The 15,151-nt window shown below is 35.9% G+C and carries 11 protein-coding genes and 1 pseudogene; 3 read left to right on the forward strand and 9 right to left on the reverse strand.

The window, feature by feature from the left end:
* The first annotated feature begins 348 nt into the window (after positions 1–348).
* Entirely contained in the window at positions 349–1,800 is a 1,452-nt protein-coding gene (locus tag ACK3CR_RS17320) for an MDR family MFS transporter (RefSeq protein WP_488975839.1), read from the forward strand.
* Positions 1,801–2,178: 378 nt separating this feature from the next.
* On the opposite strand, the gene ACK3CR_RS17325 is transcribed toward ACK3CR_RS17320, so the two are convergent.
* The 6 genes from ACK3CR_RS17325 to ACK3CR_RS17350 form a co-directional block, all read right to left on the reverse strand.
* Entirely contained in the window at positions 2,179–3,207 is a 1,029-nt protein-coding gene (locus ACK3CR_RS17325) for an aldose epimerase family protein (RefSeq protein WP_488975840.1), read from the reverse strand.
* Positions 3,208–3,273: 66 nt separating this feature from the next.
* A complete protein-coding gene (locus ACK3CR_RS17330) occupies positions 3,274–3,399 on the reverse strand; it encodes a hypothetical protein (protein ID WP_488975841.1) in 126 nt (41 codons plus the stop codon).
* Between the two features lie 152 nt (positions 3,400–3,551).
* Positions 3,552–4,946 (reverse strand): sugar porter family MFS transporter, encoded by a 1,395-nt coding sequence (locus ACK3CR_RS17335; protein WP_243519348.1) that lies wholly within the window; start codon positions 4,944–4,946, stop codon positions 3,552–3,554.
* Between the two features lie 290 nt (positions 4,947–5,236).
* Positions 5,237–6,661 (reverse strand): L-arabinose isomerase, encoded by a 1,425-nt coding sequence (araA, locus tag ACK3CR_RS17340; protein ID WP_243519345.1) that lies wholly within the window; start codon positions 6,659–6,661, stop codon positions 5,237–5,239.
* Positions 6,662–6,702: 41 nt separating this feature from the next.
* A complete protein-coding gene (locus ACK3CR_RS17345; protein ID WP_243519342.1) occupies positions 6,703–7,398 on the reverse strand; it encodes an L-ribulose-5-phosphate 4-epimerase in 696 nt (231 codons plus the stop codon).
* 22 nt (positions 7,399–7,420) lie between these two features.
* The gene (locus tag ACK3CR_RS17350) at positions 7,421–9,031 is read right to left on the reverse strand and encodes a xylulokinase (protein ID WP_243519340.1); all 1,611 of its coding nucleotides are present in this window, start codon (positions 9,029–9,031) and stop codon (positions 7,421–7,423) included.
* A 359-nt stretch (positions 9,032–9,390) separates the two neighbouring features.
* On the opposite strand from ACK3CR_RS17350, the gene ACK3CR_RS17355 reads away from it, so the two are divergent.
* Positions 9,391–10,500: a GntR family transcriptional regulator gene (locus ACK3CR_RS17355; protein WP_488976204.1), complete on the forward strand. Its 1,110-nt coding sequence runs from the start codon at positions 9,391–9,393 to the stop codon at positions 10,498–10,500.
* Between the two features lie 580 nt (positions 10,501–11,080).
* Here ACK3CR_RS17355 and ACK3CR_RS17360 read toward each other — a convergent pair.
* Entirely contained in the window at positions 11,081–11,605 is a 525-nt protein-coding gene (locus ACK3CR_RS17360) for a DinB family protein (RefSeq protein ID WP_328124648.1), read from the reverse strand.
* Positions 11,606–11,959: 354 nt separating this feature from the next.
* On the opposite strand from ACK3CR_RS17360, the gene ACK3CR_RS17365 reads away from it, so the two are divergent.
* Positions 11,960–13,234 (forward strand): MFS transporter, encoded by a 1,275-nt coding sequence (locus ACK3CR_RS17365; RefSeq protein WP_243519334.1) that lies wholly within the window; start codon positions 11,960–11,962, stop codon positions 13,232–13,234.
* Positions 13,235–13,419: 185 nt separating this feature from the next.
* Here ACK3CR_RS17365 and ACK3CR_RS17370 read toward each other — a convergent pair.
* Positions 13,420–13,566 (reverse strand): annotated as a pseudogene (locus ACK3CR_RS17370) (PTS lactose/cellobiose transporter subunit IIA); the annotation flags it as partial.
* A 198-nt stretch (positions 13,567–13,764) separates the two neighbouring features.
* Entirely contained in the window at positions 13,765–15,027 is a 1,263-nt protein-coding gene (locus tag ACK3CR_RS17375; RefSeq protein WP_488975842.1) for a dicarboxylate/amino acid:cation symporter, read from the reverse strand.
* Positions 15,028–15,151 lie beyond the last annotated feature (124 nt).

The following is a 15,151-nucleotide window of genomic DNA, read 5'->3' on the forward strand; positions in this document are numbered from 1 at the left end:
TTTATTTTCTTGAAATCACTTATACAATGTATAACACAGGAACCATACATATAATTAAGCCGTAACAGACTTATCAAAGAGGAACATTCGTTCAAAATCAAAAAGAATTCATCCATCAACTGTTTGGATTACTTTCATAAGACAACTACTTAAAGAAAACGAATTCTCTACGTTTCTAAATAACAATTTTTACAACAGAACTGTATTTAATATATCAAGGTCCAGGCTTTAAATAAATTTTGCTCATTTATATAGATAGAAATAGTAGTATCATGATAATGTTAGAAAGTATAAAATATTTAAAGCTCCTTGAATTTTATCAGGGAAGAAATGGAGAAAAGAAAAAGAATGACATCTCAACATTATAATAAAAAATCAATTGTTATCCTGCTTATGACAGGCACATTTATCGCCATTTTAAATCAGACGCTTATGATAACGGCCATTCCTCCTATTATGGAAGAAATGAATATTAGTGCGAATACAGCACAATGGCTAACAACGGTCTTTATGCTCGTCAGCGGTGTAATGATTCCAGTTAGTGCCTTTCTACTTGAGCGTTTTTCAACAAGACAACTTTTTATTTCTGCTATGAGTACGTTTATTGTTGGGACTGTGATTGGAGGGATTGCTCCAAATTTTGAAATCTTACTACTGGGCAGAATCATTCAGTCGATTGGTGCTGGTATTCTATTACCACTGATGCAAACCGTATTTTTATTAATTTTTCCTGTTAATAAGCGAGGAACAGCCATGGGATTGGTTGGCCTAGTAATATCTTTTGCCCCTGCCATTGGGCCAGCGCTTTCCGGATGGATAATTGCTAACTATTCTTGGCGCATTTTATTTTTTATCATTTTACCTATTGCCTTATTAGATGTAATTATAGCCATTATTGCCATGAAAAATGTTACAGAATTGACCTATCCAAAAATTGATATATTCTCTATTATATTATCCTCATTTGGTTTTGGAGGCTTGCTTTATGGATTTACCAGTGCAGGTAATAACGGTTGGACAGATGTATTGACTATTATCACTTTAGGAGTAGGAATAATCAGTCTCTGTCTATTTGTTCTCCGCCAAATGAGAATGAACCACCCTATGCTTGAATTCCGAGTATTTAAATCTTTTATCTTTACACTGACGACTATCCTTGGGATGATTGGTTTTATGGGATTGATCGGCGTGGAAACATTAATCCCGCTTTATATGCAAAATATGCGTGATTTTACTGCAATGGAAGCTGGATTAGCCTTATTACCGGGGGCTCTTGTCATGGGCTTTATGTCCCCTATTACTGGGCGTATTTTTGATAAAATCGGGGCTAGGTGGTTAGTCATTACAGGATTAGTTATTATTACTTTCTCAACCTTGGCCTTTTCAAATCTCAACCCCACTACATCGTTTGCATACATAACAATTATGTATTCAGTTCGAATGTTTGGCTTATCTATGGTGATGATGCCAGCTACAACAGCAGGTCTAAATCAACTTCCGAAACGCTTGCTTGCACATGGTGCAGCGATGAGTAATACAATGCGTCAGATTGCTGCATCTATTGGAACAGCTCTTATTGTGACGGTGATGACAACAACGGCACAACATGCTTCACAACAGGCGAAGGTCCTAAATCCTTTGATTCATGGTATAAATGTTGCCTTCATCGTTATTACCGTTCTTTCCCTTATTGGAGTGATTTTAGCGTTTTTCATAAAAAAAGTTCACCCTTCAGTAGAAGAAAAATGGAACAAACCGTTAGATGAGAACAAGAAGATAGGTTCTGGTGCAAGCACTTGAAAAAGATATAAAGCTGATGATGAAGATTGCAAAAGGCATTTAAGATGATTCTTAAATGCCTTTTGCCTATATAAACATAGATGCCGATAAGTGAACATTATATAAAACAATTTTGTATACCACATATATTTTAAAAACACAAAAACACTAATAAAAAAAAGGTTTTTCTTTTGATTTAGTGGTTCCATCTTATAAGAAAGAGGCCTTATTTATTTCTTCTAAAAGCCATTAAAACTGTACACCATTCTTCTACTTTTAGAGCCACAATATTCGCAGATAGTACCTCAAGTTTTGAATTAACTAAAGTCAAATTAGAATCAAAAAATCTACGACGTCATATTTTGGAAATTTCTCTTTCCTATTTCCATAGCTACATCCCTAAAAAATGATTTTGTATTTTGTTTGGGAAGCGTAATTTTCATCTGCAAGAAGAATAATGTCTCCAAAGTCTTCAAATTCGATTGCTCCTGGAGCAACTTGGGTTTCAAATGTTATTCCACCGTGTTGAATTAATTTTTCTCCGTGCATAGGTGGTACACCTTCCACAATATTCGCAGTATAAACGACTATCGCAGGCTCTTCTGTGTATACCTCAACTTTTATTTTCCCGTCAGGACTAATTAATTTCGCTGCCATTTGATTAAGTTCTGCGCAGGTAAGGAAGAATGGATGATCTATCCCTTGAACCTTTTTCACTTCTGCATCAATGGATTCAAAGGTTGATTTTAATTTTTTCGGAGTTCGAAAATCATAAGGCGTTTCAATTACGCTTCGTTTTTCACCAGTTACAGTGGTATCTGTATTTACTGGCGCAAATTCTTCTGAAAATATTTGCAAAGAATGATCATCAATTGGTTTACTTGGATGTCCTGTTAAATTAAAATAAACGTGATTTGTCGGATTAAAAATTGTATCTTTATCACTTTTGGCTTTATAGCTTACTGACCAGATATTTAAGTTGTCTAATGTATAAGTTACACTTACTTCTAAATTCCCTGGAAAACCATTCTCACTATGGGGTGAATTTGTTGAAAAGATGATGGAGGTGCTTTGCTCCTTCTCATTCACTTCATAACTCCAAATTTTCTCATCAAATCCCGGGGTTCCACCGTGTAAAGTATTCCCTGATTGATTTATAGACGTTTTGTAAAGTGATTCACCAAGTGAAAATTCACCATTTTTTATTCTTCCAGCGACTCGTCCTATTGTTGCTCCACAGTATGTTTCTTTCTTGTAATCATCAATAGAGTCAAATCCCAATACTATGTTCTTATGACCTGAATCCGTTGGAACAAAAAGATTGACGATTCTTGCCCCAAAGTTTGTAACTTCTACTATCAATCCATTATCATTTTCAATAGTAAACAGTAAGGCTTCATCCCCAAATGGATGTTGTGTTAATTTCATTTTTTACGGCTCCTTTGATAATTAAAATCTTCATATGTGATTAACCCACGAAGTGAGAACGAACAATTAAACTAATTCTTTATATTTTGCAATGACATTTTCAATTGTGAATCCAAACTTTTCGCAAACAATATTTCCAGAAGCTAAAGCACCAAATGTTTCAATGTTGTCAATTAGGCCATCAAACCACACGTATTTGCCTAACCGAAGCTTGATCCTGCTTCAATTGCTACACATTTTGTAACACTTGATGGTAATACTGCTTCTTTATAGTCAGTAGATTATTGAAATAAGGCCGAAGTAGCAACTCCGACCTCAAGTAAGGAATCCTATGAAAGGACTATTTACGCACTTTTTCCATTATCTTGTTTATTTTCTCCAATTTTTTCAATTTCCTCTAAACTACGACCGCGAGTTTCAGGAACGCTTTTCCGGATAAATAAAACTCCAAGTAAACAAATAATACCGAAGATTGCAAACACAGCTTCTTGAGACATCGTAGCGGTCATGATTGGAAATAGCAATCCAACCAAGAAAGAACCAATCCAGTTAAATGATGAAGCTAATCCTGACGCACGCCCGCGAATTGTCAGTGGGAAAATTTCCCCAACTATGACCCATGTTAAAGGAGCCCACGTGAATGAATAAAGTGCTACATAGATACTTAAAAAAACAACCATCATCATCGGACTTGCATTAGGAATGAGTATATTCAATATTGCCGGCAAAATAAAGGATAGCCCCATAATCGTTCCGCCTACTGTCAATAACGTACGGCGCTTAAATTTATCAGCAATCATTAGGAATACTAATGAACCTAATACGAGAATAACGCCTTGAATAATTGGCCACATCAACGCTGAACTTGCTTCATGCCCTGTTGCGTTTTCTACAATCAAAGGAATGTAATAAAAAATGGCATTTGCGCCCTGGAATTGTTGAAAAGCAGCAACTCCCACACCGGCAATTACTAAATAACGGTATTTACTACTTAAGAGTGTACCCCATGATGCTTTTTGATTTGCCAGCTTTTCTTCTTTGGCAGTTTCTTTAATTTGTCTTATTTCAGAATCAATATCTTCTTTGTTAGAGCGAATATAGCTCAACACCTTACGAGCTTCTTCAAGTTTATTGTTTTTTATTAAAAAACGTGGTGATTCAGGTAACTTTAACATTCCAACATATAAAATGATTGCAGGTACGGCAGCCAAACCAAGCATCAACCGCCATGCCATTGTCCCTGGTAAATCTTTCAATAAATAATCGACAATGTACGAAAGCAACATTCCAGAAACAATCATTGTTTGATTAATTCCTGACAGACGTCCACGTAAACGTGCAGGCGCCATTTCCGACATATAGGCTGGGACCAACGCAGAAGCAGCACCAACAGCCAATCCCAATAAAATCCGAGAAACAATCAAAAAAAGTATTCCATTATGAGGGGCTATTCCTGACAAAATAGATCCAACCACAAAAATTATAGCAGACATTAAAATCATTTTGCGTCGTCCCAAACGATCAGAAAGTTGTCCGGCCAGGGCACCTCCAAAAATAGCTCCAAGCATCACAGAAGAGGTAATCCACCCAATAGCCCCAGCGTTGTTTTGAAGGTTCCAATCATTTTGTAGAAAAGGCAAAGCACCCGTCATAACGCCGATATCATAACCGAAGAGAATGCCGGCAAAAGCACCAAAAAAATAAATGAAACCACTTGAGATTTTCTTTTCATTAACCATTAAAGTTCCTCCTCGAGGTTTTATCCCACTACTAAAAATATCGATGGCTTTATAAGAAATAATAAAAGTATTTTTAAACTGCAATCCGTCAAAAAACTGAGTTTTCCATAAACCACATTGTTTCACTTCGCTATATTAAGCGCTTTCAACTCATCCTAAAAAACGTGATTGCGCTTACAATTAAAAGGACCATGAATAACTTGTTAAGGGTTTCCATTTTCATTCTTCAACTTCTGGAACATCTATTTTTCACCTCCAAGGAAGCAGCACCTCCTCGGAGGATAAAGGCATTACTTAATCACTACATATTCTAAGTCAACAAGTTTTGCATAGGTGATAATTTGGTCTGTTGTTAAATTTAATGAAACAACTGTATGGTGACCGCCACCATTCTCAATCCAAGCTTTAACTCCATCCTGGAAGTTTGGCTTAATGTCCCAAAGCACACGAGCTACTGGAAGTTTTGGTGCTGGAACAGTTGGCTCAAATAAAGAAACTTCGTTAATCAAAAGTTTGTAATGAGTGCCAAAGTCAGCCATTGAAACAACCACACCGTCCCCTGCTTTACCGTCGAATACTAAACGTGCTGGATCTTCACGATCGCCAATACCTAATGGAGATACGATGATTTTTGGTTTGCTACTTGCTAAAGTTGGGTCTACTTCAAGCATATGAGATTGAAGGACTGACTCTTGACCAGCAGCTAATTCATATGTGTAATCTTCCATAAAACCAGTTGATTGGTTATGGCTCATCACTTTGAGTAAGCGATCAATCGCTGCAGTCTTCCAATCTCCTTCACCAGCAAAGCCATATCCTTGTGCCATCAAACGTTGGACTGCAAGACCAGGAAGCTGTTTCATACCATATAAAACTTCGAAGTTAGTTGTGAAGGCATTGTAACCACCATCATCAAGGAAACGTTTAATGGCAATTTCATAGCTTGCTTGTACTTTTACGCTCTTCTCCCAATCTTCCTTACTGTAAGTACCATAATCAAATTCATAAAGATCTGCATATTCTATCAATAAATCATCGATTTCTTCGTCCTTAACAGCATTCACGTATTGAACAAGATCGCCAATACCAAAATAGTCAACTGTCCATCCAAATTGAATTTGAGCCTCAATTTTATCTCCTTCAGTGACTCCAACGTTACGCATGTTGTCACCAAAGCGAGCGACTTTAATGTTGAAGCTTTCGTTATAAGCAACCGCTACGTCCATCCAATCTGCAATTTGCTGTTGCACTTCAGCTCGTTGCCAGTAACCTACGACAACTTTATTTTGTTTGTTCAAACGAGCATTGATAAAACCGTATTCACGATCACCATGAGCGGATTGATTTAGGTTCATGAAGTCCATATCAATCGTTGTCCAAGGAATACTTTCATTGAATTGTGTTGCTAAATGAAGTAATGGTTTTTGTAATAATTTTGTTCCGCGAATCCACATTTTTGCAGGCGAGAAAGTATGCATCCAAGTGATAACACCGGCAACCTCGTCACGATAGTTGATTTCTTTCATGATACTTGTGATTTTATCTGCACTAACAGCTAAATCTTGCAATACAAGTCGGTAAGGTAAAACACCGCTTTCATTTAATGCATCGGTCATTGTTTGTGCGTGTGCTTTGACTTGTGCTAACGCTTCTTCCCCATAAAGATGTTGTGAACCTACGACAAACCAAAATTCTTTTTTTTCTGTTGTTAACATAATAACCCTCTTTTCTTAATTTGATAGTTTGATAGTTTGCATTACTTTTGCCCATAATAGGCATTTTTCCCATGCTTTCGTAAATAGTGTTTATCTAAAATACGTTGTGGTAATTCTTCAGCAAAATGATTTAGTTCTCGTGCAAATAAATTCATTTTCGCAATCTCATCTAATACCACACTATTTATTACTGCTGATTTTGCATCTTTGCCCCAAGTAAATGGACCATGACCATGAAGTAAGACACCCGGAACTGCTAAAATATCTAACCCACGCTCTTCAAATGTTTCGATGATTACATTACCCGTTTCCACTTCGTAACCGCGATCAATTTCCTCCTGTGTCAAGAAGCGCGCGCATGGTACAGAACCATAAAATGTGTCCGCATGAGTGGTCCCCATCGCTGGAACATCAAGGCCTGCTTGAGCCCAGATTGTTGCCCAAGTTGAATGGGTGTGCACAATACCACCGATTTCTGGGTAATGCTTATAAAGTACTGCGTGAGTTGGTGTATCTGATGAAGGGTTCAACTCTCCTTCTACAACATTGCCATCTAAATCAACAACGATCATATCACTAGCTTTCATCGTTTCATAATCAACACCACTAGGTTTGATAACAAATAAACCGCTTTCATGATCAATAGCGCTTGCATTTCCCCATGTGTATTTCACGAGTCCATGTTTAGGTAAGTCCAAATTTGCTTGAAACACTTCTTCTTTCAGTTGTTCTAACACATCAATCCCTCCCGTTTTCCATTCATAAAATCAAATTATCTACAGCGGCCTGTTCAACCGCTAAACCTTTTTTGTATCGTTCAATAAATTCTTCAAATCCTTTAACATCAAATCTATCAGGATAAATTTCTTGTCTATCAACCCCTTCAAAGACTTTTTTGTCAAGGAAGTCTTCTAAGCTTTCTCTTTGATCTTTATTTATCATGTAAGAAGCAAGAATAGCAATCCCCCACGCACCGCCTTCTCCGGCTGTTGCCATAATCGAAACAGGAGCATTCATTGCAGCTGCAACAATTTTTTGTCCAACAACAGGGGTTTTAAATAAACCACCATGAGCTAAAATGCTATCAATTGCAACATTCTCTTTATCTTTTAAAATATCCATTCCGATTTTCAAAGCACCAAAAGCAGTAAAAAGATGAGTCCGCATGAAGTTTGCTAAATTGAAATTACTTTCAGGTGAGCGAACAAATAATGGTCGGCCTTTTTCTAATCCAGTAATATTTTCACCTGAGAAATACCCGTAGCTAAGTAAACCACCACCATCTGGATCGGCTTCCAAAGCTTTATTTAATAACACATGGAATAATTTATTCATCTCAACCTTTTGTCCCATTGCCTCAGAAAATTCACGGAACAGTCCTAGCCAAGCATTGAGATCACTTGAACAGTTATTCGCATGAACCATTCCAACTGGACTACCGTTTGGTGTAGTTACCAAATCGATTTCTGGGTATACTTTTGAAAGTTCTTTCTCTAATACAATCATTGCAAAAACTGAGGTTCCTACTGAGACGTTTCCAGTACGTTTTCTCACACTATTCGTAGCAACCATCCCTGTTCCAGCATCACCTTCTGGCGGACAAAGTGGAATGCCTGGTTGTAAGTTTTGTGATTTATCTAAAATTTTCGCTCCAATTTCGGTTAATTCCCCTGCTTGCTCTCCTGAGACATAAACTTTAGGAAGAATATCCTTTAGCTTCCAAGGATAACCTTTGTTCGCAATTAGTTCATCAAACTGCTCCACCATCAATTCATTGTAATCCTGCGTTGATTCATTAATGGGGAACATGCCTGAAGCATCTCCAATGCCAATTGCTTTATTACCAGTCAATAACCAGTGAATATATCCAGCTAAAGTTGTAATAAGATCAATACGAGGTAAATGTTTTTCTTCGTTTAGTATTGCCTGATAAAGGTGAGCAATACTCCATCGTTCAGGGATATTGAATTGGAATCTATCAGTTAATTCCTTTGCTGAAACACTTGTTGTTGCATTACGCCAAGTTCGAAATGGAACAAGTAGCTCACCAGTGTGGTCAAAAGCCATATATCCGTGCATCATGGCAGAAAATCCAATAGAACCAATTGTTCGAATTGTGATGCCATAATTTCGTTCAACTTCTTGCTTCATTTCACTATAAGCTGCTTGCAAACCAGTGATAATATCCAATAAGTTGTACGTCCAAAATCCATCTTCCAAGAGGTTTTCCCATTCATAACTCCCAGATGCGATTGTTTCAAAACGATTATCAATTAACACTGCTTTGATACGTGTAGATCCGAATTCAATTCCAAGTGAAGTTTCTCCCTTAGTAATCGCTTGTTTAATGTGTACTCGATTCGTTTTCATATTAATCCCCTCCCCTGACAGCGGTTTCAATATCTATAATTGAAAGGAAGCGCTTTCCTTTTCGCTTGATTTTATTAACAACCTCAGTATATTTTTTGTACGTACATTTGTCAATATAAATATTATACATACTTACAAATTTTATAAAGACACCACTGCCACAAAACCCCTTATAACCCTATAATAAAAGAGATTATTATGACATAAAACCCAAATAAAAAAATTATAATTGTTTGGTGATTTATATGAAAATAAGGTAAAATCTTTTAAAACATTCAAAACTACGTTAAAATATGTACGTATAAATATTTCCGAACGAATAAATTTGAATGCGAACAACTATAAAGGAAGTGAGTTTAATGAAACCAAAGTATCAGGTCATCATTGATAATATAAAAAGTAAAATTCTTTCAGGCGATTACAACGTAGGAGAAAAAATCCCTACTGAATCCTCCATTCAGAAAAAGTACAAAGTTAGCCGACACACTGTTCGAAAGGCCATTTCAGAACTATCGACAGAGGGATTCTTAAGAAGTGAAAAAGGATCTGGCACTTATGTTAGTAACCAATACCAATCGAAGTCTGGTGGAAATTCCAATAGTAAAATAATCGGTGTAATCACGACCTACATTTCTGATTATATTTTCCCTTCTATTATTCGTGGAATTGAAGGGAGATTGAATGAGGATAATTATTCGCTACTATTAGCTAGTACAAATAATGATGTTGAACAAGAAAAAAAAGCTTTGGAAATGATGTTGTCATTTGGCGTGGATGGTTTGATTGTTGAACCTACGAAAAGCAACCTATACAATCCCAATATTTCTTACTACCTATCGTTCAAAGAACAAGATGTTCCTTTCATAATGATCAATGCTCATTATGAAGAATTAGATGTTCCTTTCTTTTGTCTTGATGATGTACAGTCTAGCTATCTTGCAACAAAAGAGTTGATTTCGAAAGGACACACACAAATTGGACTCATTTCAAAGATGGATGATTTACAAGGAAAGTATCGAATGAAGGGATATATAAAAGCGCTTGGAGAAGCCAAATTACGATTTCAGCCAGAGCAAGTGCTTTCGTTCGATACAGAGACAAAGCTGGACCTATACACTAACTTGAAGGAGTTCCTAAATGAAAATAGAGACGTGCTGACTGCAATTGTTTGCTATAACGACGAAGTAGGATTGGAAGTAGCAAATGTATGCAGACAACTTGATATTTCTGTTCCAGAAAAACTATCAATTATTGGCCAGGACAATTCTTATATTTCCAAAAATGCGAATATCAACCTAACGACATTAACCCATCCCCAAGAACAAATGGGACGCGATGCAGCTGATTGGGTCATTAAGAAGCTACAAGGAAGAAAAAATTTGCCAAAAGAAACCTATTATCAACCAGTGTTAATTGAAGGAGAAACTGTAAAAGCGTTAGAAGTAAATGAGACATTCAGGAAGGATTAAAAGCGTATAAACACGGCGACTATGCAATACTAGATGAGCACTTAAAAGACGTCGGTTCCATTGAATCTAATGTTTAAACTTGTTCATACGAGAAAAGTTGAGTAAATATATCAAAAGCCTGGGCAAACCGATACGTAGGAGAATAGACAATATTCTAATAATAGGTTGACGGATACTAGTGTTAAACGATTATAAGGACATTTTCTAGAAACGGAACAACAATTACCGAGCTATTCCTTATGTTGATTAGAGAAACATTATTATTATCATTTTGAAAAACGGGAGCCTCGAGGATATTTACAAAGAATAAGCGCGATTAATCAGTTGATTAGCGTTTTTATCTTCTTTTATACGAAAACCTCCTTTTGATTCACTTAACTCGGTATTGTTCATACACAACATATCTTAGGAAAGACTAAAACATACAACTCTTTCTAAACCTCAGGTTCTAGTCATATCAATAAAAAGAAAAAGCGCAAACTCGTTGTTACTGAGCAGGTTTGCGCTTTTTTTCTTCTGATAACTTAAATTATGTGAAGTGAGAATTTTTTATAGAAGTTAACTTTTTCTCCTGTCATCATTACCTCTTCAATATACCCAAATATTCTTTCCAAGGCCCAACATCTGACCTGTATCTCTCAGCCATTACCCGTACAATTTGAGCAATGTGCGTTAAATCATGAACAACCCATGTAGAAAGCAATTCTTTTAACTTCACTATCCCAAACTCAGGGTGTAACCCCGTTCTTTCAAGATACAAGGGTGATTCAATAAACCCATTAAGTCTGGTTATATTTTGTATTCTAATCGCTTTAAATTCAAACAGTTTTTGTTCAATCGATCTGTCGGACCTTTCGTTTAAATGTGAATAACGATTAAAGGGAGGAAATGGTTTATTCTCACCTTCCTGAAGAATCATTTCTAACCTTGGTATCCAATTATTTTTCTCTCCCTCAATGAGATGCTCAATTACTTCTGAGACATTCCACGTGCCTTCACCTTCATTGCATTGTAACCAGCCTTCAGATACATTAGATAAAAAATATTCCAAAGTTTGTGGTGTACGCTCTAAAACCTCAGTAGCTTCTTTCATATTAAAATTCATCTAACCGCCCCTTTCTTCCCTCAAATAATCTCCTTCAATAACATATCTCTGCTTATGCTTGTCTAAATCTGCTATTGTAAATAAAAATCTTACTTATTTCTATTTAAATTTACCATAAAATTCATTCCTTTATTAAGCTCCCCTGCCCCTTTAATTTCATAAGAAAAACAAGGATTTAACCTACATACCTCTTCCAAATAGATGTAAGCTTTACACCAGAACTATATTGACTATATTTTCGGAATATTCTATTATATATTAAATATATAAAACAACGTTTTATATACAAAACAATATGAAGAAACGTGAATTTTTAAAGATTTATTGATGACAAAATTTAAGAGGGGGATTTTAATGAAGAAGATTTCATTACAAAAGAGATGGTTAGGAGTTTTAGCGCTATTAATGATTGTTATTATTGCCTACATTGATCGAATAAACGTTTCTGTTTTAATAACGAATAATGATTTTTTAAGAGCATTTGAACTCCACGACGATAGAATTCTGCAAGGTCAATTGATGACGATTTTTTTAATAGGCTACGGATTGTCAGCTTTTTTTATAACCCCAATTTTTGAAACTTTTTTAGGATATCGCCGCGGATTGATTTTTAGCATTCTTTTATGGGCTATTTTCACTGCAATCTCACCTCTTGCCGGTTCGATATTTATTTTACTGATTTTCAGAGCTATTCTAGGGGGGAGCGAAGGACCTCTTTTCTCTTTAAAAACGATGTACATTAATGAACACTTTAACTCCCATGAAAGAGGAAAGCCAAATGCAGTTAGTTCAATGGGGGTCTCTATCGGTCTATCCATTGGATTTCCCATTGTCACTTTTCTAATTTATCAATTTAGTTGGGTATCATCTTTCTATATATTAAGTGCTCTTAATATATTAATTGGGCTACCACTCATTTTATTTTTCATTCAACCATCTAAACAACATCAGAATAAGGGTGAAAAATCTGTCAAGCAGTTAACTAATACTTTTACTACCGCGTTGAAAACACCAGGACTTATATGGGTACTCATCATCGAAATCGCTACACTAAGTTATCTATGGGGAAGCAGTTCATGGTTACCAGCATATTTATTAGATGAAAAAGGTTTTTCCATTAAACAGATGGGCATTGTCTCTTCTTTACCATTCATCTTTAGTATTTTATCCAAATTTTTGGGTGGATATATTATTGATCGGATTGCCAATACAAAAATGACCATGATATTTTTTGTTGGCGGATTGGCTACTGCTTTGTCCATCATCTTAACGATTACATCGAACAACATAATCATAATTATTTTAGGACTTATACTAGCCAATGGTTTTTGGGGAATTCAAGGAGCTGCCATTCCAACATTGGTTCAACATTTATCTGATCCCACAAGTGTAGGAAGTACATATGGAATAATCAACGGACTTGGGAACTTTGTCTCCGCCTTTATCCCGGCTATCATGGGCTACATTATTAGCTTAAATGGAAACGACAATATTTCATCTGGCTTTTATGTATTAATTGGTACACAATTAGTCATTGCCATTTGTGGGCTACTTTTTACTAAAACCAAGCATGTAGCTGTGTTAGAACATAATATGACAAACAGTATTGCTACAAAAACTCCTCACTAGAAACATAGAATGTAAACAAAGATGGCTCTTATAAAAGTCATCTTTGTTTTATACCTTGCTAAAATTTCTTTTATGTAAAACTAATTAGTTATAAGTCATATATATAAGACCGCCCTATACACTAATGGATATTGGGCGGCCTTTGCTATACTTACGACTAGGCTAAAGTTTTTTCTAACTATAATTTAATTAGTTACTAAGGTTTGCATTTTTTGATGTAATTCAACAATTTCCTTTGCTAAATCTTTTGTTGTCATAGATGTCATGAGATGATCTTGAGCATGAATGAAGAGCATGGGGATTTCAAATTCTTCTCCACTTGCTTCTTGTTGATTTACATCTATATAATCTCATATTACAAAGATGGCTTTATATTAACTAGTGTTTACACCTTATTACAAAGCATTTGTAGCTACTTTCACATATGTATTATAAGGTTCTAGTGCAGTATAACTATTCCATTTATTGATTATTATTTAAAACAAAAAGCAGGAAAACCAGATAGTCATCTTTTTTCCCTGCCTTTTCATTTAGGCGACTCTATTATTATTCCTGATTTTATTAATCCAATCTTTACCTTCTGTAAAACGTGTAACAAGCATCGCTGTTACTGTATTTCCCGTACTATTTAGCAGTGTCGCAGGAGCATCAATAATCGTTGAAATGACAGCAATGATTGGCAGCACTTCTGGTGAAAAGCCATAAATCGTAATAATTAACATTTCACCAATCATCCCGCCTCCAGGAATAGCTCCCATTACCGCGCCAACCAAAAAGGCTACGCCTAAAATACTGAGAATACTTGGAGCAGACGTCATATCTTTGCCAAATAAACTAAATAAGAAAACAATCTTTAAAATGCCACCGATAACAGAACCATCTTTATGCGTGTTTGCTCCTAATGGAATAACCGTTTCAGCAATATCTAATGGTACACCCATTTTCTTCGTTGCATCTAAATTAACTGGAATAGATGCGGCAGAAGAACAAGTAGCAATAGCTGTAATAGATGGAGCAGCTGCATTTTTCCAAAACAGCTTAATTCCTGCTTTGCCCCCAGCCATCCATGCGTATAGAGTAAAGAAACCAAAATAGTAAACAATTGCAATTAGTAAGTAAAGAATGAATGCCCTAGCATATCCCTGTAAGATTTTTGGACCTAGCTCTCCTACGACAGTAGCAAAATAGCAACCTAACCCAATTGGAGCGTAGTACATGACAATTTTAACAACTTTCATTGATACTTCTTGACCAGAAGTCAAAAATTTAGCCATAGGTTGTCCTTTTTCTCCAGCCATCGTCGTAGCGATACCGAAAATGATGGAAAAGACAATTAATTGTAAAATATGTTCTTTCGAAAATAAATTCACAAAATCAGGGACGGTAAACGTATTAACAAGCTGATTTAAAAATGTTGTTTTCTCTGCTGGAGTTTCACTATCTCCCATTAATTCTTTAATGGCAGAAGTATCTACGTTGTGTAACGGATTATAAAGAGATGCTCCTATAAATCCTAAAACTGCTGAAATAGCAGCAGTAGTGATGAATACAACAGCAATACCTAGCATAATTTTACCAAGGCGTTTCATTTCGTTCATGTTTGCAATCGCAGAAGCGACACTGAAAAAAACAAGTGGCACAATAATCATGAACATTAAATTAAGAAACAAATCCCCAAAGGGCTTCACAAATGCTACGTTTGGCCCGACAGCATATCCTGCTATCCCCCCGATTAAAATGGCGACAAGTAGAATAAGAGATGATCTGTACGTTTTGAATACACTTAAAACCATAACTATACCTCCTCCAAATAACAAGTGCTTACTCATTGACAACACAAGAACTTTTATGATTTACCCCATCGTATAAGAAGTAAAAATATGTGTATATCTTTTCACACCCCATATTTATATATTT

The sequence above is a fragment of the Priestia sp. TRM10 genome, assembly GCF_057808375.1.